19 protein-coding genes are annotated in these 19,818 nt (G+C 71.5%); 11 read left to right on the top strand and 8 right to left on the bottom strand.

Translation table 11 applies throughout. The annotated features are described in order from the left end of the window. Nucleotides 1–34: 34 nt before the first annotated feature. The 6 genes from KCH87_RS08900 to paaA form a co-directional block, all read right to left on the bottom strand. Nucleotides 35–1,168 carry an acyl-CoA dehydrogenase family protein gene (locus tag KCH87_RS08900; protein ID WP_210585377.1) on the bottom strand — a complete coding sequence of 378 codons (1,134 nt, stop codon included), beginning with the start codon at nucleotides 1,166–1,168 and terminating at the stop codon, nucleotides 35–37. Between the two features lie 239 nt (nucleotides 1,169–1,407). Then, complete coding sequence (locus KCH87_RS08895; protein WP_210585376.1) at nucleotides 1,408–2,466, bottom strand: 2Fe-2S iron-sulfur cluster-binding protein; 1,059 nt, start codon at nucleotides 2,464–2,466, stop codon at nucleotides 1,408–1,410. Continuing rightward, nucleotides 2,466–2,987, bottom strand: coding sequence for a 1,2-phenylacetyl-CoA epoxidase subunit PaaD (gene paaD / locus KCH87_RS08890; RefSeq protein ID WP_210585375.1), 522 nt, complete (start codon nucleotides 2,985–2,987; stop codon nucleotides 2,466–2,468). Before paaD ends, KCH87_RS08895 begins: the two co-directional genes overlap by 1 nt. Continuing rightward, nucleotides 2,981–3,700 carry a 1,2-phenylacetyl-CoA epoxidase subunit PaaC gene (paaC, locus tag KCH87_RS08885; RefSeq protein ID WP_210585373.1) on the bottom strand — a complete coding sequence of 240 codons (720 nt, stop codon included), beginning with the start codon at nucleotides 3,698–3,700 and terminating at the stop codon, nucleotides 2,981–2,983. Before paaC ends, paaD begins: the two co-directional genes overlap by 7 nt. Then, nucleotides 3,697–3,984 carry a 1,2-phenylacetyl-CoA epoxidase subunit PaaB gene (gene paaB / locus KCH87_RS08880; protein WP_073944895.1) on the bottom strand — a complete coding sequence of 96 codons (288 nt, stop codon included), beginning with the start codon at nucleotides 3,982–3,984 and terminating at the stop codon, nucleotides 3,697–3,699. Before paaB ends, paaC begins: the two co-directional genes overlap by 4 nt. Further along, on the bottom strand, nucleotides 3,981–5,009 hold the full coding sequence (gene paaA / locus KCH87_RS08875) for a 1,2-phenylacetyl-CoA epoxidase subunit PaaA (protein ID WP_210585372.1): 1,029 nt from the start codon (nucleotides 5,007–5,009) through the stop codon (nucleotides 3,981–3,983). The genes paaB and paaA overlap by 4 nt, the downstream gene beginning before the upstream one ends. Before the next feature lie 234 nt (nucleotides 5,010–5,243). Between paaA and KCH87_RS08870 the strand changes: the two genes are divergently transcribed. From KCH87_RS08870 to KCH87_RS08860, 3 genes are read left to right on the top strand one after another with little or no spacing between them, the layout of a single operon-like run. Then, the gene (locus KCH87_RS08870; RefSeq protein ID WP_210585370.1) at nucleotides 5,244–5,990 is read left to right on the top strand and encodes a DUF5819 family protein; all 747 of its coding nucleotides are present in this window, start codon (nucleotides 5,244–5,246) and stop codon (nucleotides 5,988–5,990) included. Next, entirely contained in the window at nucleotides 5,987–7,222 is a 1,236-nt protein-coding gene (locus KCH87_RS08865; protein WP_210585369.1) for an HTTM domain-containing protein, read from the top strand. Before KCH87_RS08870 ends, KCH87_RS08865 begins: the two co-directional genes overlap by 4 nt. Next, nucleotides 7,219–7,974: an RNA methyltransferase gene (locus tag KCH87_RS08860; RefSeq protein ID WP_210585368.1), complete on the top strand. Its 756-nt coding sequence runs from the start codon at nucleotides 7,219–7,221 to the stop codon at nucleotides 7,972–7,974. The genes KCH87_RS08865 and KCH87_RS08860 overlap by 4 nt, the downstream gene beginning before the upstream one ends. A gap of 95 nt (nucleotides 7,975–8,069) precedes the next feature. On the opposite strand, the gene paaN is transcribed toward KCH87_RS08860, so the two are convergent. After that, nucleotides 8,070–9,761, bottom strand: coding sequence for a phenylacetic acid degradation protein PaaN (paaN, locus tag KCH87_RS08855; protein WP_210585367.1), 1,692 nt, complete (start codon nucleotides 9,759–9,761; stop codon nucleotides 8,070–8,072). 160 nt (nucleotides 9,762–9,921) lie between these two features. Between paaN and KCH87_RS08850 the strand changes: the two genes are divergently transcribed. Both KCH87_RS08850 and KCH87_RS08845 read left to right on the top strand, forming a co-directional pair. Beyond that, nucleotides 9,922–11,439, top strand: a complete 1,518-nt coding sequence (locus tag KCH87_RS08850; RefSeq protein ID WP_210585366.1) for a 3-hydroxyacyl-CoA dehydrogenase — start codon at nucleotides 9,922–9,924, stop codon at nucleotides 11,437–11,439. Beyond that, entirely contained in the window at nucleotides 11,436–12,026 is a 591-nt protein-coding gene (locus tag KCH87_RS08845) for a TetR/AcrR family transcriptional regulator (RefSeq protein WP_210585365.1), read from the top strand. The genes KCH87_RS08850 and KCH87_RS08845 overlap by 4 nt, the downstream gene beginning before the upstream one ends. A gap of 45 nt (nucleotides 12,027–12,071) precedes the next feature. Here the strand turns inward: KCH87_RS08845 and KCH87_RS08840 are convergent, their stop codons facing one another. Continuing rightward, nucleotides 12,072–12,572: an Lrp/AsnC family transcriptional regulator gene (locus KCH87_RS08840; RefSeq protein ID WP_374198980.1), complete on the bottom strand. Its 501-nt coding sequence runs from the start codon at nucleotides 12,570–12,572 to the stop codon at nucleotides 12,072–12,074. Nucleotides 12,573–12,747: 175 nt separating this feature from the next. On the opposite strand from KCH87_RS08840, the gene pdhA reads away from it, so the two are divergent. The 6 genes from pdhA to KCH87_RS08810 all read left to right on the top strand — a co-directional run bounded on the left by pdhA (nucleotide 12,748) and on the right by KCH87_RS08810 (nucleotide 19,815). Then, complete coding sequence (gene pdhA, locus KCH87_RS08835) at nucleotides 12,748–13,881, top strand: pyruvate dehydrogenase (acetyl-transferring) E1 component subunit alpha (protein WP_210585363.1); 1,134 nt, start codon at nucleotides 12,748–12,750, stop codon at nucleotides 13,879–13,881. After that, nucleotides 13,881–14,885, top strand: coding sequence for an alpha-ketoacid dehydrogenase subunit beta (locus KCH87_RS08830; protein WP_210585361.1), 1,005 nt, complete (start codon nucleotides 13,881–13,883; stop codon nucleotides 14,883–14,885). Before pdhA ends, KCH87_RS08830 begins: the two co-directional genes overlap by 1 nt. Next, nucleotides 14,885–16,381 carry a dihydrolipoamide acetyltransferase family protein gene (locus KCH87_RS08825; RefSeq protein WP_210585359.1) on the top strand — a complete coding sequence of 499 codons (1,497 nt, stop codon included), beginning with the start codon at nucleotides 14,885–14,887 and terminating at the stop codon, nucleotides 16,379–16,381. Before KCH87_RS08830 ends, KCH87_RS08825 begins: the two co-directional genes overlap by 1 nt. An 82-nt stretch (nucleotides 16,382–16,463) precedes the next feature. Then, nucleotides 16,464–17,375 (top strand): NTP transferase domain-containing protein, encoded by a 912-nt coding sequence (locus KCH87_RS08820; RefSeq protein WP_308298785.1) that lies wholly within the window; start codon nucleotides 16,464–16,466, stop codon nucleotides 17,373–17,375. Beyond that, entirely contained in the window at nucleotides 17,372–18,721 is a 1,350-nt protein-coding gene (locus KCH87_RS08815) for a molybdopterin molybdotransferase MoeA (protein ID WP_210585357.1), read from the top strand. The genes KCH87_RS08820 and KCH87_RS08815 overlap by 4 nt, the downstream gene beginning before the upstream one ends. Then, the gene (locus tag KCH87_RS08810; protein ID WP_308298784.1) at nucleotides 18,709–19,815 is read left to right on the top strand and encodes a potassium channel family protein; all 1,107 of its coding nucleotides are present in this window, start codon (nucleotides 18,709–18,711) and stop codon (nucleotides 19,813–19,815) included. The genes KCH87_RS08815 and KCH87_RS08810 overlap by 13 nt, the downstream gene beginning before the upstream one ends. Nucleotides 19,816–19,818 lie beyond the last annotated feature (3 nt).

The raw sequence follows: 19,818 nt of genomic DNA, 5'->3' as shown, positions 1-19,818 counted from the left end.
CGGGGCTCCGCGACTTGGGAGGCGCGCGGCGCCGTCAGCCCAGTGGGTGGGCGGCCAGCAGATCGCCCAGGGCCTCCTCGTGTGCCGCCGCCGGGCCGAGCGACAGCTCAAGGTGCTTGGCCCAGGCGTGGTACCGGTGCAGCGGATAGTCGGTGTCGGCGCCGAATCCGCCGTGCAGATGCTGTGCGGTCTGCACGATCCGCCGTACGCCGTCACTCGCCCAGATCTTCGCGACGGCCACGTCTCCGGCGGCGGGCAGCGCGCCCGGCGCCCCCGACGCGATCCGCCAGGCGGCCTGCCACAGTGTGGCCTCCATCGCACGGAGGTCGATGTAGCGGTCGGCGGCCTGCACGGCGACCGCCTGGAAGGTGGCCACCGGGAACCCGAACTGCTCCCGTTTCCCGGTGTATTCGCTGGTCATCCGCAGCACCTGGGAGCCGAGCCCGAGGGCCAGCGCGCAGGTCCCGGTGGCCAGCAGATCGCGCAGCCACTCCCAGGCGCCGTCGGCTTCGATGATGTCGCGGGCCGCGATCCGCGCGGAGTCCAGGTGCAGTTCGGCCAACCGCTCCCCGTTCGTGGAGAACTGCTCGGCGAGCACCACGCCTTGGTGCACTCGCGGAACCAGCGCGAGGACGGTCCGGCCGGCGTCCGTCCGGGCCGGTACGACGACGAAGTCGGCGTTGTACGCCCACGGCACCGCGGTCTGCACACCGTCCAGCGTCCAGTGGTCGCCCTCCTGACGTGCGGTGACGGCGAGTTCGGCGGAGTCGTGCCCGGTGCGGCCGGCGGCGGCGACGGTCAGGACCACCTCGCCATGGCCCGCCCGCGCCAGCAGATCGGACTTCAACTCCTCGCCGCCATAAGCCTGTACGGCCGCCGCGGCCGCGCAGCTCTCCAGCAGCGGCACCCTCGCCAGCACCTTCGCCGACTCCCGCAGAACGAGGCACAGCGCGACGGCGTCCAGGCCCGCCCCGCCGTACTCCGGGGCGAGTAGCAGGCTCAGCAGGTCCGCGTCGCCGAGCCTGGCCCACAGCTCCCGGTCGAAGTCGTCGGCCACGGCGCCCAGGGTGAGCGCCGGGCTGGGCACGGCGTCCGGCGCGACCCCGCCGAACACCCCTCGCGCCGCCTCGGCCGCCGCCTGCTGCTCCTCGGTGAAGGTGAAGTCCACAGTCCTTGTCCCTCCGGCGGATCCGCTGATCTGACGGAGCGTCAAGATAGAACAGGTTCTAGGAGAAGGGAACGGCCTGGCGGCTCCGGGTGAGGGAACGGCGAGGTGGTGATGCCGGGTGAGGAAGCCGCCGGGCGGTGATGCGGGGTGGGGAATCTGCCGGGCGGTGGTGCCGGGTGGGGAAGCTGCCGGGCGGTGGTGCGGGGTGGGAGGCTGCCGGGCGGCGCGTGGTGACGGCGCTAGCGGTCGAAGTCCAGCTCCACCTTCTCCGTCACCGGATGCGACTGGCACGCCAGCACATACCCCGCCTCCGTCTCCTCCGGCTCCAGCGCGAAGTTGCGGTCCATCCGCACCTCGCCGGAGACCAGAAACGCCCGGCATGTCCCGCACACCCCGCCCTTGCAGGCGTAAGGCGCGTCGGACCGGTTGCGCAGGACCGTCTCCAGCAGGGACTCGCCGTCCTGGACGGGCCAGGTCCCGCCGCGGCCGTCGAGGCGTGCGGTCATGGTGCTGTGTGCCGGGGCCGAGACCGCAGTCGCGGGAGCCGTCAGCGGGTCCACGTGGAAGATCTCCTCGTGGATGCGGGTCCGCGCCACTCCGAGCGCGCGGAGCGCCCGCTCGGCCCCCTGCACCAGCCCGAACGGTCCGCACAGGAACCAGCCGGCCACGTCCTCCACCGGCAGCAGCGCGGGCAGCAACCCGGTGAGCCGGTCCCGGTCGAGCCGCCCGGACGGCAGCCCCGCCTGCTGTTCCTCCCGGGACAGCACCGTCACCAGCTGCAGCCGCTCCGGGTAGCGGTCCTTCAGATCGGCGACCTCCTCAAGGAACATCGTCGAGGCGGACGTACGGTCGCTGCGGATCAGGCAGAACCGGGCCCCGGGCTCACGCGCCAGCAGCGTCGAGGCGATCGACAGCACCGGGGTGATGCCACTGCCGCCGACGATCGCGGCGTACAGGCCGGGCGCGGGCGCCAGCGTGAAACGGCCGGCCGGGGTCATCACCTCCAGCTCGTCGCCGACGTCGATCTCCTTGAGCGCGTACGTCGAGAAGGCCCCGCCCTCGACCAGACGCACCCCGACCCGCAGGGTCCGCGGGCCTTCGGGCCCGGGCGCCGGGGAGCAGATCGAGTAGGTGCGCCGGATCTCCGTGCCGTCGGCCTTGCGCCGCAGGGCGAGGTGCTGGCCCGGTGCGTACCGGTACTCCTCCCGCAGCTCCGGGGGCACGGTCAGGGTGAGGGCCACGGAGTCGTCGGTGAGCCGGTCGACCGCGGCTACGGGGAGCGTGTGGAAGCGGGCCATCACAGCTCCTTGAAGTGGTCGAACGGTTCGAGGCAGGACCGACACCGCCGCAGCGCCTTGCACGCCGTGGAGGAGAAGCGGCTGAGCAGCTCGGTGTCGGCGGATCCGCAGTGCGGGCAGCGGACGGGGTCCGTCTCGCGGGTGCGGGTGGGCCCGAACGCGACCGGCACCGGCCCGGTGTCCCCCTGTACGCGCGGCGGGGCGATGCCGAACTCCCGTAGCTTGCGGCGCCCTTCGGCCGAGATGTCGTCCGTCGACCAGGCGGGCGAGAGCACCGTACGGACCGAGACCTCCCGTATGCCGTGCTCGTGCAGCGCCCGCTCTATGTCCAGGGACATTGCCTCGATCGCCGGGCAGCCGGTGTACGTCGGGGTCAGCTCGACCTCGACCAAGTCCGTGCCGCGGACGCGCACCGCACGCAGGACGCCCAGCTCCAGGAGGGTGAGCACGGGCAGCTCGGGGTCGGGCACCGCCCCGGCGACCTCGAGGAGTTCCGCCTCCAGGGCGGTGACCGTCACCATGACGCCCCCGGGTGACTGCGGTGCAGATGCTGCATCTCGGCGAGCATCCGCCCGAACGACTCCGTGTGCAGGCCCTGACGGCCCGCCCCGGCCGTCCACGCACCGGACCGCGGCCCTTCGGGGACGGTCAGGGTGGCCCGGCTCAGGACGCTCGTCACGGACTCCAGCCAGGCCGCCTCCAACTCCTGGGCGTCCATGTCCAGGCCCTCGACCGGCCGGAACATCTCGCCGGTGAACCGCCACAGCGCCTCACCCGCGCGCTCCATCCGCTCATGGCTGACGTCCGTGCCGTCGCCGAGCCGCAGGGTCCACTGCTCGGCGTGGTCGCGGTGGTAGGCGACCTCCTTGACGGCCTTCGCGGCGAGCGGAGCGAAGGGGCCCTCTGCGGTGGCGAGGCGGGCGTACAGCAGGTGCTGGTAGGTGGAGAAGTACAGCTGGCGGACGATGGTGTGGGCGAAGTCGCCGTTCGGCTGCTCGACCAGCTGGAGGTTGCGGAAGGCGCGCTCCTCGCGCAGATACGCCAGCTCGTCCTCGTCGCCGGCCAGCGACAGCAGCACCCGGGCCTGGCCCAGCAGGTCGAGGGCGATGTTGGCGAGGGCGACCTCCTCCTCCAGCACGGGCGCGTGGCCCGCCCACTCGCCCAGGCGGTGCGAGAGCACCAGCGCGTCGTCGCCGAGGGCGAGCGCGGCCGTGGTGGGAACGGCGACGGTCACAGGTGCTTCACCCCTTCCGGGATCTCGTAGAACGTCGGGTGCCGGTACGGCTTGTCGGCGGCCGGCTCGAAGAAGGGGTCCTTCTCGTCCGGCGAGGACGCCGTGATCGCGGACGAGGGCACGACCCAGATCGAGACACCCTCGCCGCGCCGGGTGTACAGATCACGCGCGTTGCGCAGGGCGAGCTCCGCGTCCGGCGCGTGCAGGCTGCCGGCGTGGGTGTGCGAGAGGCCGCGGCGGGAGCGCACGAAGACCTCCCACAGGGGCCAGTCGGTGTTCGTCATGCGTGTGCCGCTCCCGTCTCATGAGTGCGCGGGGCAGGAGCGGCGTGCTTGGTCGCGTACGCCGCGGCCGCCTCCCGGACCCACGCACCTTCGTCGTGCGCCTGCCTGCGCTGGGTGATCCGCTGTTCGTTGCACGGGCCGTTGCCCTTGAGGACCGCCCAGAACTCCGTCCAGTCGATCCGGCCGAAGTCGTGCTGCCCCCGCTCCTCGTTCCACCTCAGGTCCGGGTCGGGGAGTGTGAGGTCCAGGGACTCGGCCTGGGGGACGCAGATGTCGACGAAGCGCTGGCGCAGCTCGTCATTCGAATGGCGCTTGATCTTCCATGCCATCGACTGCGCGGAGTGCGCGGACTCGTCGTCGGGCGGGCCGAACATCATCAGGGACGGCCACCACCAGCGGTCCACCGCGTCCTGCGCCATCGCGTGCTGCTCCGGGGTGCCGCGGCTGAGGGCCAGCAGCAGTTCGTACCCCTGGCGCTGGTGGAAGGACTCCTCCTTGCAGATGCGGACCATCGCGCGTGCGTACGGGCCGTACGAGCAGCGGCACAGGGGGACCTGGTTGGTGATCGCGGCGCCGTCCACCAGCCAGCCGATCGCGCCGACGTCCGCCCAGGTCAGCGTCGGGTAGTTGAAGATCGAGGAGTACTTCTGGCGGCCGGTGTGAAGCTTGTCCAGCAGTTCGTCGCGGCCGGTGCCGAGGGTCTCGGCCGCGCTGTAGAGATACAGGCCGTGCCCCGCCTCGTCCTGGACCTTGGCCATCAGGATGGCCTTGCGGCGCAGTGAGGGTGCGCGGGTGATCCAGTTCGCCTCGGGCTGCATGCCGATGATCTCGGAGTGCGCGTGCTGGGCGATCTGCCGCACCAGCGTCGCGCGATAGGCGTCCGGCATCCAGTCGCGCGGCTCGATGCGCTCGTCGGCGGCCACCGCGGTGTCGAAGGCGTGCTCGTACGCCGCCGTGTCCGCGGTGTCGTCCTGTCCGCCGTACACCTGTGTGCCGGCCGTCTGCTGCGCGGCTGCTGTCGCCATGGGGCCCCCTCGACCTCGGGCTCTGTCCGGAGCCTGCTCCCGACCGATCGTTCGGTTCGTGCGATTCCATGGTGTGACGGGCGCCGTAAGGTGTCAACCGCTGTGGATAACCTGCCGGGATCCTCTGTGGAAAACCGGCGGGAGAACTGATGGGGGTGTGCCGGGCGGGTGGGTCTGAGTACCGTTCCCGTCCAAGCGGCCGGAAGACGGACCGGAATCGGGAAACGGGGCGGAATGGACGCGTACGACGGTGGCTCGAACGCCCCGGACGGGGCGGACGGGGTGGTTGAGCCGGACGAACGCCAGGCCTCCGACGAACCGGCCGCCGACCCCCGCACCGGCGTCGCCGCTCTCTCCCTGCGCTACCAGATCGGCGTCGCCATCGCGCTCGCCTGCGTCGCCGTCGCCGTCTGTGTCCACATCGGGATGGTGTTCCTGCACGTCGCGCCCTCGAACACGGTCACCAAGCAGCACGGCCGGGCGATAGACGACTGGATCTACCCGGAGTTCGAGCAGAACTGGAAGCTCTTCGCGCCGAACCCGCTCCAGCAGAACATCGCCGTCCAGGTCCGCGCCCAGATCAGCACGGCGGACGGCGGCAGGCGGACCAGCGGCTGGTACGACCTGTCCGCGCAGGACGGCCGGGCCATCGACGGCAATCTGCTGCCCAGCCACACCCAGCAGAACGAACTGCGTCGGGCGTGGGACTTCTTCGTCGCCACGCACGACGCAGAGAACCGCCCGTCCGGCCTGCGCGGCGCCCTCTCGGAGACCTATCTGCGCCGGACAGTGATGCTGCGACTCGACCGCGACGACGCGGCCGGGCAGGGCGGCACGATCGAGCGGGTCCAGGTCCGGTCCCGCACCACCAATGTGCGCCCGCCCGAGTGGAGCACGGACCAGGTCTCGGACCGGCCGGTGTACCGCGTACTGCCCTGGTGGTCCGTTTCGACCAGCGACTCCGAGGGGGGTGCCCGGTGAACCGCTTCGCGCTGGCGATCTCGGGCGGCATCGCCCGTGTCACCGAGGCCGCCCTCGGCCCGTACCAGGCCGCCGTGATCCGTATCGGGTTCAGCGCCACCTGGCTGCTGTTCCTGTTGCGGGAGTTGCCCCACCGCCAGGAGCTGTACGGCCCCGACGGTCCCTGGGACTTCACCCTCGCCGAGCAGCTGATCTCGACGAACGGCGCTTTCACGGCCCTGATGTGGTCCGACAGCGGGGTCTGGTTCGAGGCCGTCTACGCGCTCGCCGTACTGACGAGCGTCCTGTTGCTGCTGGGCTGGCGCACCCGCACCATGTCCGTGCTCTTCATGGTCGGCGTGCTCTCGCTCCAGAACCGCAGCATCTTCATGGGCGACGGCGGCGACAACGTCCTGCACCTGATGTGCATCTACCTCGTCTTCACGCGCTGCGGCCAGGTGTGGTCGCTGGACGAGCGCCGAGAGCGGCGCGCGAGTGCGGCACGCGCGCGTGGAGAGTGGGTGGTGGACCGGGTGGGCCCCGTCCTGTGGGGTGCACTCGGGCTGGTGCTGGTCGCGGTCACCGCGGGAGGCGAACTCGACGGCGACCCGGCCGTGCCGGTGATCCTCTGGGGCGTGTGGGTGGCCCTGGCCGTGTGGTGGGTCGTCGGCCGCCTGGCGAAGAGCGACGAGCCGCGGATTCTGCTCGACGTGGTCGGCAACATCGTGCACAACGGCGCCCTGCTCGTGATCATGGCCGAGGCCTGTCTGATCTACGCGACCGCCGGCTGGTACAAGATCCAGGGCTCGCGCTGGCAGGACGGCACCGCCGTCTACTACCCGCTGCACCTCGACTACTTCTCGCCCTGGCCCGCCCTCGCCGACCTGCTGTCGGCCAGCGGTACCGCGGTGATGCTCGTGACCTACGGAACCGTCGCCGTCCAGGTCGCCTTCCCGTTCACGCTGTTCCACCGGCGGGTCAAGAACATCCTGCTGGCCGCCATGATCACCGAGCATGCCGTGATCGCCGTCGTCCTCGGACTGCCCTTCTTCTCGCTGGCGATGATCGCGGCGGACGCGGTCTTCCTGCCGACGTCGTTCCTGCGCCGGCTGGGCGGCTGGGCGGCACGCGCGCGTGGACGCGTGTTCCGGCGCGAGGGCGGCCCCAAGGTGCCGGGGCAGCGGACCGGGGACGCGGCCGCCACCCAGAACCCGGAGAACCCCGAGCACACGCACGTAGGCTTCACGGCATGACCGCCGCCGACCCCCTGGCCACCTGGCACCGGCTCGTCGAGGCCTCCGTCCTGCTCGACGGATTTCACGCTCTCAAGCACGCGGTGCGCTTCGGGGCCGGTATCCCGGTCGCGGTGGCCGTCGACCGGACAGCCGCGCTCGCCCTCGCCGACGAGCTGGCGCCGGACGTACGAGACACCCTGGACGCCCTGCTGACGGAGGTCCCGGAGCCGACGTACCGGTCGCTCGTGCCTCGCCCGCATCCGACCGCCGTGGCGGCCCTGGCCGTACGACCGCCCCGTGCCGCCAACCTCGAGAAGCTGGCGCACTCTCCCCGCACCGCGCCCGTCGTCGTCCTCGACAACCCGCGCAACCTCGGCAACGTGGGCGCCGTCATCCGCCTCGCCGCCGGATTCGGCGCCACCGGCGTGGTCACCACCGGCACCCTCGACCCGTGGCACCCCACGGTCGTACGCGGCGGGGCGGGCCTGCACTTCGCGACCGCGGTGGAACGCCTGCCGCCGGACGAGCTGCCACCTGGCCCGCTCTTCGCCCTCGACCCCGAGGGCGACGACATCCGGGGCGTGAAGCTCCCGGACGACGCCGTCCTCGCCTTCGGGTCGGAGCGCAGCGGCCTGTCGGCCGAACTACGCGCGCGTACCGACCATTTGCTGTCCTTGCCGATGCGCCCTCAAGTCTCCAGCTACAACCTCGCGACGAGCGTGGCGATGACGCTGTACCACTGGAGCGCCGGGTCGGATAGCGCCCCTTAAGGGGCGCGGGGCTGTATCGATATGCGGCTACCGCCGCGTGGGCGCGACCAGCCACATACGGCCCGCAGCCACGCACTTCACCAGGCCCCGAGCTCTTAGGCCTCCCGACGCACCTCGACAACCCGGAACCGGTTGGCGACGAACGCCCCATCGCACAGCGCAGAGTTGGCCGCCGGGTTGCCGCCCGACCCGTGGAAGTCCGAGAACGCAGCCGTCTGGTTGACGTACACCCCACCCGTGAGGTTCAACGACAACTGGGCCGACTCCTCAAGGCAGACCTCGACGACAGCCTCCTCCACTTCCTCGTCGATGGTGTACGCACCGACCGTCATCGCACCCTTCTCGCGGATCGTCCGCCGCAGCAGCTCCACCGCGTCGGACGCGGAGTCGACGGCGACGGCGAAGGAGACGGGCCCGAAGCACTCGCTCATGTAGGCGGCCTCGTCATCCGGCTTGGCCCCGTCCAACTTGACGATCACCGGGGTACGGACCACCGCGCCAGGGAACTCCGGGTTGGCGATCTCCCGTGAGGCGAGGGCGACTTCGCCCAGCCCGGCCGCGGCCTCCAGACGAGCCTTCACGTCCGGATTGACGATCGCGCCCAGCAAACCGTTCGCGCGCGCGTCGTCGCCGAGCAGGCCGTCGACCGAGCGGGCGAGGTCGGCGACGACCTCGTCGAAGGTCCGGGGGCCCTCCTCGGTACGGATACCGTCGCGCGGGATGAGCAGGTTCTGCGGGGTGGTGCACATCTGGCCGCTGTACAGGGACAGCGAGAACGCCAGGTTGGACAGCATCCCCTTGTAGTTGCCGGTCGACTCCACGAGCACCGTGTTGACGCCCGCCTTCTCCGTGTAGACCTGCGCCTGGCGGGCGTTGGCCTCCAGCCAGTCACCGAAGGCGGTCGAACCGGTGTAGTCGATGATCCGGATCTCGGGGCGCACGGCCAGGGTCTTGGCGATGCCCTCGCCCGGGCGCTCGGCGGCCAGCGCCACCAGGTTCGGGTCGAAGCCGGCCTCGGCCAGCACCTGGCGCGCGACCTGCACGGTGAGCGCGAGGGGCAGCACCGCGCGCGGGTGGGGCTTGACCAGGACCGCGTTCCCGGTGGCCAGGGAGGCGAACAGGCCCGGATAGCCGTTCCACGTCGGGAAGGTGTTGCAGCCGATCATGAGGGCGATCCCACGCGGGACCGACGTGAACTGCTTGGTGAGCGCGAGCGGGTCGCGCTTGCCCTGGGGCTTGGTCCACTCCGCGGTGTCGGGGGTGCGGACCTGCTCCACATACGCGTACGTCACCGCCTCCAGGCCGCGGTCCTGCGCGTGCGGGCCGCCCGCCTGGAACGCCATCATGAAGGCCTGGCCGGAGGTGTGCATGACCGCGTGCGCGAACTCGTGCGTCCGGTCGCTGATGCGCTTGAGGATTTCGAGACAGACCACGGCCCGGATCTCCGCGCCGGCGTCGCGCCATGCGCGCTGTCCGGCCTTCATCGCGGGCAGCAGGACGTCCAGGTCCGCGTGCGGGTAGGTGACGCCCAGCTCGATGCCGTACGGCGAGACTTCGCCGCCCGTGAAGTCGTCCGTGCCGGGCTGGCCGAGGTCGAGGCGGGTGCCCAGGAGGGCGTCGAAGGCGGCCTTGCCCGCCGCCGCGTCCAGGCTGCCCTGCTCGCCGTAGGCCTTGGGATGCTCGGGGTGCGGAGACCAGTACGCGCGTGTGCGGATCGCTTCCAGCGCCTGATCGAGGGTGGGCCGGTGGGTGGCGATCAGCTGGTGCGTGGTGAGTGCGGCGGCCATGCAGGACCAACTCCTCGTCTCAAGAACTCGTCTTTGAGCTCATGACCTGGGCAGAGACATGGGCAGAAACAGCCAGACAGAGTTAGAGTAACCGAACGATCGGTCGGGACAAGGGGGTCCGCCGCATCTGTGGAAAACCCCGTGCGGGAGGATCGCGCACATGACAGCACTCGACCTAAGCAGCCCCGTGGCCGTCGTCGGCACCGGCACCATGGGCCAGGGCATCGCCCAGGTCGCGTTGGTCGCCGGCCATCCCGTGCGGCTGTACGACACCGTCCCCGGACGCGCCCAGGAGGCGGCCGCCGCAATCGGCGCCCGCCTCGACCGGCTCGTCGAGAAGGACCGGCTCACCGCCGCCGACCGGGACGCGGCACGCGCGCGTCTCCTGCCCGCCGAGAACCTCGCCGACCTCGCGGACTGTGCCCTGGTCGCCGAGGCCGTCCTGGAGCGGCTCGACGTCAAGCAGGAACTGCTGCGCGAACTGGAGGGCATCGTCGGCGCGGACTGTCTGCTCGTCACCAACACCTCGTCCCTGTCGGTGACGGCCATCGGCGCCGCGCTCGGCGACCCCGGCCGCTTCGTCGGCCTGCACTTCTTCAACCCCGCACCGCTGCTGCCGCTGGTCGAGGTCGTCTCCGGGCACGCCACCGACGTCACGATGGCCACGCGCGCGTACGAGACGGCACGCGCCTGGGGCAAGACACCGGTCGCCTGCGCCGACACCCCCGGCTTCATCGTCAACCGCATCGCGCGGCCCTTCTACGCCGAAGCCTTCGCGGTCTACGAGGCCCAGGGCGCCGACCCCGCCACCATCGACGCGATCCTGCGCGAGTCCGGCGGTTTCCGGATGGGCGCCTTCGAGCTGACCGACCTCATCGGCCAGGACGTCAACGAGTCGGTCACGCACTCCGTGTGGCAGTCCTTCTTCCAGGACGTGCGCTTCACGCCGTCGCTCGCGCAGCGGCGGCTGGTCGAGTCGGGCCGGTTCGGCCGCAAGACCGGACAGGGCTGGTACGACTACCGGGAGGGCGCCGAGCCCTCGGAGCCGCACACCGCGGAACGGGCCCAGCAGCCCGCGTACGTCGTCGTCGAGGGCGACCTGGGCCCCGCCGCCGAACTCCTCGCGCTGGTACGCGAGGCGGGCATCCCCGTCCGCGAGGAGGAAGAGGACCACGGCACCCGGCTGGTGCTGCCGAGTGGCGGGCAACTGGCGCTCGCGGACGGCCAGACCTCCGTGGAGTTCCGGGACGTCGTCTACTTCGACCTCGCGCTCGACTACCGCAGGGCCACCCGTATCGCCCTGTCCGCCTCCCAGGACACCACCTCGCAGACCCTCACCGAGGCGATCGGTCTCTTCCAGGCGCTCGGCAAGGACGTCAGCGTCATCGGAGACGTGCCCGGCATGATCGTCGCCCGCACGGTCGCGCGGATCGTCGACCTGGCACACGACGCCGTCGCCAAGGGTGTGGCCACCGAGGAGGACATCGACACCGCGATGCGGCTGGGCGTCAACTACCCGCTCGGCCCCTTCGAATGGAGCCGCAAGCTGGGCCGCAACTGGGCGTACGCCCTCCTCGACGATCTGCACCTGCGCGAACCCTCGGGGCGTTACGCGCCCTCGCTCGCGCTCTACCGTCACGCGTACGCCTCCGACAAGCGGGAGGGCAGCACGTCATGACCACCGCCAAGCGGGACACGTACACCCCGGAGACCCTGCTCTCCGTCGCCGTGCAGGTCTTCAACGAGCGTGGCTACGACGGCACCTCCATGGAGCACCTGTCCAGGGCGGCCGGTATCTCCAAGTCGTCGATATACCACCACGTGGCCGGCAAGGAGGAGCTGCTGCGCCGTGCCGTGAGCCGGGCGCTGGACGGGCTCTTCGGGATCCTCGACGAGGAGCACGCGCGCGTGGGGCGTGCCGCCGAGCGCCTTCAGTACGTGGTCCGGCGCATGGTCGAGGTGCTGATCGGCGAACTGCCGTATGTGACGCTGCTGCTGCGTGTGCGGGGCAACACGGACACCGAGCGGTGGGCCCTGGACCAGCGCCGGGACTTCGATCACCGGGTCGCCGAGCTGCTGAAGGCCGCCGCCGACGACGGGGACGTGCGCGGTGACGTGGAGGTGCGCCTCGCGACCCGGCTGGTCTTCGGGATGATCAACTCGATCGTCGAGTGGTACCGGCCGGACGGGCGCGGCATGAACGAGCGCGAAGTGGCCGACGCGGTGGCGCAGCTGGTGTTCGGGGGACTGCGCAAGGCCTCCTAGGCGTGCCCTGGATCGGCCTTGCGCCTCCAGGCCGGGCCCCGGGGGTCAGCCCTGCGGCTCCAGGTCCTCCTCCTCGAACACCAGCAGCGTGCGGGTGCTGAGCACCTCGGGGATCGCCTGGAGCCGGGTCAGCACCAGCTCGCGCAGCGCCCTGTTGTCGGGCGTGTGCACCAGGAGCAGGACGTCGAAGTCGCCGCCCACCAGGGCGATGTGGGCAGCCCCGGGGAGCTGCCTCAGCTGCTCGCGCACCGTGCGCCAGGTGTTCTGGACGATCTTCAGGGTGATGTACGCCGAGGTGCCCTGGCCCGCGCGCTGGTGGTCGACGCGGGCCCCGAAGCCGCGGATGACGCCGTCCTCGATGAGGCGGTTGATCCGCGCGTAGGCGTTGGCGCGCGAGACATGGACCCGTTCGGCGACCGACCGTATCGAGGCACGGCCGTCGGCCTGGAGAATCTGAAGGATGTCCTGATCAATGGCGTCCAGGGGCCGCGGCGGCGGCAGGGCGCCGGTGCTCTCGGGACCCTCGGCCATTTGTTCAGGTGCCATGTCCCCCCGCCTCTCTACCATGGACGTACTGCGTTCATTTCAGGCTGTGGAGAACCGTTTGTCCACAGCCTGAAGGTGCCTGTAGCCAAAATGTGCCGTCGACCGAACAATCGGTAGGTGAGGCGCATCACAGCCGACGCGCCTCTCCAAGCCACTCCCACGAGGAGGTGCCGTCATGACGGTCATGGAGCAGCAGGGCGCATATCGGCCAACGCCGCCGCCCGCCTGGCAGCCCCGTATGGACCCCGCGCCGCTGTTGCCCGACGCGGAGCCGTACCGTGTGCTCGGCACGGACGCCGCCGCGAAGGCCGACCCCGCACTGCTGCGCCGGCTCTACGCCCATCTGGTGCGCGGCCGCCGGTACAACGCGCAGGCCACCGCCCTCACCAAGCAGGGCCGCCTCGCCGTCTACCCCTCCAGCACCGGCCAGGAGGCCTGCGAGGTGGCCGCCGCCCTGGCCCTGGAGGAGCGCGACTGGCTCTTCCCGAGCTACCGCGACACGCTGGCCGCCGTCGCCCGCGGCGTGGACCCCGTCCAGGCTCTTACCCTCCTGCGCGGCGACTGGCACACCGGATACGACCCGCACGAGCACCGCGTCGCCCCCCTGTGCACCCCGCTCGCCACCCAGCTTCCGCACGCCGTGGGCCTTGCGCACGCCGCCCGCCTCAAGGGCGACGACGTGGTCGCGCTCGCCCTGGTTGGCGACGGCGGCACCAGCGAGGGCGACTTCCACGAGGCGCTGAACTTCGCCGCCGTATGGCAGGCCCCGGTCGTCTTCCTGGTCCAGAACAACGGCTTCGCGATCTCCGTCCCGCTCGCCAAGCAGACCGCGGCCCCGTCGCTGGCCCACAAGGCCGTCGGCTACGGCATGCCCGGCCGCCTGGTCGACGGCAATGACGCGGCCGCCGTGCACGAGGTCCTCGGCGACGCCATACGGCACGCGCGGGCGGGCGGCGGCCCCACGCTGGTCGAGGCCGTGACGTACCGCATCGAGGCCCACACGAACGCCGACGACGACAAGCGCTACCGGGCCGACGCCGAGGTCGAGACCTGGCGGGCCCACGACCCGATCGCCCTCCTGGAGCGGGAGTTGACCAAACGGGGCCTGATCGACGACGACGGCATCCGGCACGCGCGCGAGGACGCCGAGCGGCTCGCCGCCGACCTGCGTGAGCACATGAACCAGGACCCGGTGCTCGACCCCATGGACCTGTTCGCCCACGTGTACGCCGAGCCCACCCCCCAACTGCGCGAGCAGCGGGCCCAGGTGGCGGCGGAGCTGGAGGCAGAGCGGGAAGGGGCGCACTGATGACCACCGTCGCCCTCAAACCGGCCACCATGGCGCAGGCCCTCACGCGCGCGCTGCGCGACGCCCTGGCCGCCGACCCCGCCGTGCACGTCATGGGCGAGGACGTCGGCGCCCTCGGCGGTGTCTTCCGGGTCACCGACGGACTCGCCAAGGAGTTCGGCGAGGACCGGTGCACGGACACACCCCTGGCGGAGGCGGGCATCCTCGGCACGGCGGTCGGCATGGCGATGTACGGCCTCAGGCCGGTCGTGGAGATGCAGTTCGACGCCTTCGCCTACCCCGCGTTCGAGCAGCTCATCAGCCATGTGTCGAAGATGCGCAACCGCACGCGCGGGATGATGCCGCTGCCGATCACCATCCGTGTCCCCTACGGTGGCGGCATCGGCGGCGTCGAGCACCACAGCGACTCCTCCGAGGCGTACTACATGGCGACTCCGGGGCTCCATGTCGTCACGCCCGCCACCGTCGCCGACGCCTACGGCCTGCTGCGCGCCGCGATCGCCTCCGACGACCCGGTCGTCTTCCTCGAACCCAAGCGTCTGTACTGGTCGAAGGATTCCTGGAACCCCGAGGAGCCGACGGCCGTTGAACCGATAGGCCGCGCGGTGGTGCGGCGCTCGGGCCGGAGCGCCACGCTCATCACGTACGGGCCGTCCGTACCCGTCTGCATCGAAGCCGCCGAGGCGGCGCGGGCCGAGGGCTGGGACCTCGAAGTGGTCGACCTGCGCTCCCTGGTGCCGTTCGACGACGAGACGGTCTCCGCTTCGGTACGGCGGACCGGGCGCGCGGTCGTCGTACACGAGTCGGGCGGGTTCGGCGGCCCGGGCGGGGAGATCGCGGCCCGTGTCACGGAGCGCTGCTTCCACTACCTGGAGGCACCGGTGCTGCGCGTGGCCGGGTTCGACATCCCCTACCCGCCGCCGATGCTGGAGCGGCATCACCTGCCCGGCGTGGACCGGATCCTGGACGCTGTGGGGCGTCTGCAATGGGAGGCCGAGAGCTGATGGCACAGGTGTTGGAGTTCAAGCTCCCCGACCTCGGAGAGGGACTCACCGAGGCGGAGATCGTGCGTTGGCTTGTCGAGGTCGGCGACGTCGTCGCCATTGACCAGCCGGTCGTCGAGGTCGAGACGGCCAAGGCGATGGTCGAGGTGCCCTGTCCGTACGGCGGCGTGGTCACGGCCCGCTTCGGCGACGAGGGCGCGGAACTGCCCGTGGGGGCACCGCTGTTGACGGTGGCGGTGGGAGCGGCGGTCTCCGGCGGTCCGGCAGAGGGCTCTGGCGTGGGCTCCGGCGAGGACGCGCGCGAGGGCTCTGGTGAGCGCGCCCAGGAGGGCTCCGGCAACGTGCTCGTGGGGTACGGCACCGGAGCCGCCCCGGCCCGGCGCCGGAGGGTGCAGCCGACGGCTCGTACGGCTGCGGCACCGGTGACGCCCGAAGCGAATGACGCCGGGCCCGTGTCCGGCAACGGACACCGTGCCGACGGCCCCGTCCCCGTGATCTCGCCCCTGGTGCGGCGGCTCGCCCGGGAGAACGGGCTGGATCTACGGGAGTTGACGGGCTCCGGACCGGACGGTCTGATCCTGCGGGCCGACGTGGAGTACGCGCTGCGGGCAGCCGCCACGTCGCACGCCCGACTGCCGCAATCCACAGCCGTGCCGCCCGCCCCAGCCGCCGAGTCCCCGCTCGCCCCGGTCACCCCGCTCGCTCCCACACCCGCCGAGTCCCTGGTCGCCCGTGTGGCGCACGCACCCTCCGGGTCCCCGGCCGCTTCCGCACCCGGCGGCACCCGTATCCCCCTGAAGGGCGTCCGGGGCGCCGTCGCCGACAAGCTGTCCCGGAGCCGGCGTGAGATACCGGACGCGACCTGCTGGGTGGACGCCGACGCGACGGAGCTGATGCGGGCGCGCGAGGCGATGCAGCGCTTTTCCGGGGGACACCCCCAGGCCTCCAGCACCGGGGGGACGAAGATCTCCCTCCTCGCCCTGCTGGCACGCATCTGCACCGCCGCCCTCGCCCGGTTCCCGGAGCTCAACTCCACCGTCGACCTCAAGGCCAGGGAGGTCGTCCAGCTCGACCACGTCCACCTCGGCTTCGCCGCGCAGACCGAGCGCGGGCTCGTCGTGCCCGTCGTACGGGACGCGCACGCGCGGAACGCCGAGTCGCTGACGGCGGAGTTCGCCCGGCTGACCGAGGTGGCCCGGACGGGGAAGCTGACCCCAGCGGAACTCACGGGTGGCACCTTCACGTTGAACAACTACGGAGTGTTCGGCGTCGACGGCTCCACGCCGATCATCAACCACCCAGAGGCGGCCATGCTCGGCGTCGGCCGTATCGTCCCCAAGCCCTGGGTCCACCAGGGCGAGCTGGCCGTGCGGCAGGTCGTCCAGCTCTCGCTCACCTTCGACCACCGGGTGTGCGACGGCGGCACGGCCGGCGGCTTCCTGCGGTATGTGGCGGACTGCGTGGAACAGCCGGCGGTGCTGCTGCGCACCCTGTGACACCGGCCCGGCGCCGCTGCGCACCATGTGCCAACGGCACGCGGACGTTCCCTCCGATCATGACGGCACGCATACTCGGGGAGTGACCGCGTACGAGCCTTCCAGCGATCCCGGCGCCGTGTACGACGCCGTCGTTCTCGCCGGCGGCGCCGCCCGCCGGCTCGGCGGTGTGGACAAACCCGGCGTGCGGGTCGGCGGGCGGGCGCTGCTCGACCGGGTGCTGACCGCCTGCGCCGGGGCGCGGACCACCGTCGTCGTCGCCGATCCCAGGCTCACCGCGCGGCCCGTGACCTGGGCCCACGAGGAACCGCCCGGCGGCGGACCCGTTGCCGCGCTCGACGCCGGGCTCCGGCACACCACGGCCCCGTACGTCGTCGTACTCTCCGCCGACCTGCCGTTCCTCGGCGAGCGGACGGTCGGGCGGCTGCTGACAACGGTGTGGGACGGCACCGCCGACGGCGCGGTCCTGACCGACCCCGACGGCCGCGACCAGCCGCTGGTGGCCGCGTACCGCGCGCAGGCGCTGCGCCGGGAGCTGGCCGTGCTCACTCAGGAGCACGGCGGCCTCACCGGCCTCCCCCTGCGCCGGCTGACCGCCGGGCTGGGCCTCACCCGCGTCCCCGACCCCGTCGCGTCCTTCGACTGCGACACCTGGGACGACATCGCCACTGCCAGGGCACGTATCAGGGAGCATGGTCACGTGTTGGATGAATGGATTTCCGCAGCCAAGGACGAGCTGGGCCTCGATCTCGACGTCGACACCGGTGTCCTGCTCGACCTCGCGCGCGACGCCGCCCACGGAGTGGCCAGGCCCGCGGCTCCGCTGACCACCTTCCTCGTCGGCTACGCGGCCGCACAGGCCGGGGGCGGCCCCGAAGCCGTCGCGGAGGCCGCCCGAAAGGCCGCCGCGCTGGCGCTGCGCTGGGCCGAAGAGGCCGAGACGGACGCCGAGAAGGGCGCCGCCAAGCCCGACAGCGCCCCGGACGCCGGATGACCGCCCGCGCCGTCCGGGCCGGCGACGACGCCGAGGACTTCGACGTCGAGGAGGTGCTGGCCCTCGTGAAGCAGGACAGCGGCGGGGAGGACAACGCCGTGCCCGCCCCGCACAGCGCCCCCGAACCCCCGGCACACCCCCGCCACCAGGCCACCCCCTGGCCCGAGGCCCGGACGATCGCCGAACGCGCGGGCCGCTCGGGTGCCCGCCGGGCCCCCGTCTCCGCCACACTCGACGCCGCACTCGGCCTCACCCTGGCCGCTCCCCTCACCGCCCTCACCGACCTGCCCTCCTTCGACACCTCCGCGATGGACGGCTGGGCGGTCGCCGGACCGGGACCCTGGGACGTACGGGACGAGGGTGTGCTGGCCGGGCACGCCGAGCCCGAAACGCTCACCGACGGCGAGGCCGTCCGTATCGCCACCGGCGCCCGGATCCCCCTCGACACCACCGCCGTCATCCGCAGCGAGCACGGCCGCAGCGACGCCCAGGGCCGCCTGCACGCCACCCGCGAGGTGGGCCACGGCCAGGACATCCGCCCACGCGGCCAGGAATGCCGTAGCGGCGACCAACTCCTCCCCGTCGGCACTCTGGTGACCCCGGCGGTGATCGGACTCGCCGCGGCCGCCGGATACGACACCGTCACCGCAGTCCCCCGCCCACGCGTCGAAATCCTCGTCCTCGGCGACGAGTTGCTCACCGAAGGGCTGCCGCACGACGGACTGATCCGGGACGCGCTCGGCCCGATGCTGCCGTCCTGGCTAAGGGCGCTGGGCGCCGAGGTCATCGGGGTGCGCCGGCTCGGCGATGACGCCAAGGCCCTGCGCAAGGCGCTCACCACCTCCGACGTCGACCTCATCGTCACCACGGGCGGCACCGCTTCCGGGCCCGTCGACCACGTCCATCCCACCCTGGATCGCATCGGCGCGGAGCTGCTGGTCAACGGCGTCAAGGTGCGCCCCGGCCACCCCATGCTGCTGGCCCGCACCAAGGAGAACCAGCACCTCGTCGGCCTGCCCGGCAACCCCCTCGCCGCCGTCTCCGGCCTGCTCACTCTCGCCGAACCGCTGCTGCGTACCCTCGCCGCCCGTCCGGCCCCCGAGCCGCTCGCGCTGCCGCTCCAGGACGCGGCGCACGGGCATCCGTACGACACCCGGCTCGTCCCGGTATCGCTGCGCGTCGACAGTGCCGTGCCGCTGCACTACAACGGTCCGGCCATGCTGCGGGGCATCGCGGCGGCCGACGCGCTGGCCGTCGTACCACCGGGCGGTGCCCGGCCGGGTCAGGAGGTCGAACTCCTTGATCTGCCGTGGGCGTTCGCCGGTATCGAGGTGTGTTTCACGTGAAACAACCGGGCCATGATGTGATCGCCCGCGAGGCGGGTGAACATCTCACAACCCATCGGGTGAAACTCCCGCGGAAGGTGGTCGAGCACCCCTTCCGGCAGGTCGCAAAACGGCTGTCGATCGCCCTGCTGGTCCTCGTGGTGACCGCGCTCATCGTCTACGCCGACCACGACGGCTACAACGACAACTCCGACGGCTCCGTCGACTTCCTCGACGCCTGGTACTACGCGACCGTCACCCTATCCACCACCGGATACGGCGACATCACCCCGGTCAGCGATGCCGCCCGGCTCACCAATATCTTCGTCATCACGCCATTGCGCGTCATGTTTCTGATCATCCTGGTCGGCACCACGCTCGAGGTTCTCACCGAACGGACCCGGGACGAATGGCGCTTGACCCGCTGGAGGTCCGCCTTGCGCGATCACACCGTTGTCGTCGGTTTCGGGACGAAGGGGCGCTCGGCGATCCAGACCGTGTGTGCGTCGGGGCTCAAGGCGGAACAGGTCGTCGTGGTCGACCCCAGCTCCAAGGCGATCGACGCCGCGACAGCCCATGGGTATGCGGGAATTGTCGGCGATGCGACACGCAGCGACGTGCTGAAGCGGGCCGAGGTGCACAAGGCGCGGAAGGTCATCATCGCGACCCAGCGTGATGACACGGCCGTCCTCGTCACACTGACGGCCCGGCAGCTCAATCGCGCCGCCAAGATCGTGGCCGCGGTGCGGGAGGAGGAGAACGCGCCGTTGCTGAAGCAGTCCGGCGCCGATGCGGTCATCACCAGCGCCAGCGCGGCCGGTCGGCTACTCGGCCTCTCCGTGCTCAGCCCCGCCGCCGGCATGGTCATGGAGGACCTCATCCAGCAGGGCAGCGGGCTCGACATCGTCGAACGGCCGGTCATAAAGGCCGAGGTGGGCAAGGGCCCACGGCAGACGGACGACCTGGTGGTGAGTGTCGTACGAGGGCATCGGGTGCTCGGATACGACGATCCGGCCATCGGGACGCTGGAGCTGACGGACCGGCTGATCACCATCGTGCGGGTGACGCCGGGCACGCAGATCGCACCCGACGTCCGCCCCTTGCCTCAGGACTGAACT

The organism is Streptomyces sp. GESEQ-35, from assembly GCF_017948485.1.
Lineage (GTDB): Bacteria > Actinomycetota > Actinomycetes > Streptomycetales > Streptomycetaceae > Streptomyces.
The sequence above is the reverse complement of the archived record's forward strand: the minus strand, read 5'-3'. Positions and strand labels throughout refer to the sequence as shown.

Excerpts from the sequence above, each read along its gene's own strand:
- paaB (WP_073944895.1), bottom strand. The coding sequence starts at position 3,984 with ATGACGAACACCGACTGGCCCCTGTGGGAGGTCTTCGTGCGCTCCCGC.
- paaD (WP_210585375.1), bottom strand. The coding sequence starts at position 2,987 with ATGGTGACGGTCACCGCCCTGGAGGCGGAACTCCTCGAGGTCGCCGGG.
- KCH87_RS08845 (WP_210585365.1), top strand. The coding sequence starts at position 11,436 with ATGACCACCGCCAAGCGGGACACGTACACCCCGGAGACCCTGCTCTCC.
- KCH87_RS08840 (WP_374198980.1), bottom strand. The coding sequence starts at position 12,572 with ATGGCACCTGAACAAATGGCCGAGGGTCCCGAGAGCACCGGCGCCCTG.
- KCH87_RS08825 (WP_210585359.1), top strand. The coding sequence starts at position 14,885 with ATGGCACAGGTGTTGGAGTTCAAGCTCCCCGACCTCGGAGAGGGACTC.
- KCH87_RS08870 (WP_210585370.1), top strand. The coding sequence starts at position 5,244 with ATGGACGCGTACGACGGTGGCTCGAACGCCCCGGACGGGGCGGACGGG.
- KCH87_RS08830 (WP_210585361.1), top strand. The coding sequence starts at position 13,881 with ATGACCACCGTCGCCCTCAAACCGGCCACCATGGCGCAGGCCCTCACG.
- KCH87_RS08860 (WP_210585368.1), top strand. The coding sequence starts at position 7,219 with ATGACCGCCGCCGACCCCCTGGCCACCTGGCACCGGCTCGTCGAGGCC.
- KCH87_RS08815 (WP_210585357.1), top strand. The coding sequence starts at position 17,372 with ATGACCGCCCGCGCCGTCCGGGCCGGCGACGACGCCGAGGACTTCGAC.
- paaN (WP_210585367.1), bottom strand. The coding sequence starts at position 9,761 with ATGGCCGCCGCACTCACCACGCACCAGCTGATCGCCACCCACCGGCCC.
- pdhA (WP_210585363.1), top strand. The coding sequence starts at position 12,748 with ATGACGGTCATGGAGCAGCAGGGCGCATATCGGCCAACGCCGCCGCCC.
- KCH87_RS08850 (WP_210585366.1), top strand. The coding sequence starts at position 9,922 with ATGACAGCACTCGACCTAAGCAGCCCCGTGGCCGTCGTCGGCACCGGC.
- paaA (WP_210585372.1), bottom strand. The coding sequence starts at position 5,009 with ATGGCGACAGCAGCCGCGCAGCAGACGGCCGGCACACAGGTGTACGGC.
- KCH87_RS08895 (WP_210585376.1), bottom strand. The coding sequence starts at position 2,466 with ATGGCCCGCTTCCACACGCTCCCCGTAGCCGCGGTCGACCGGCTCACC.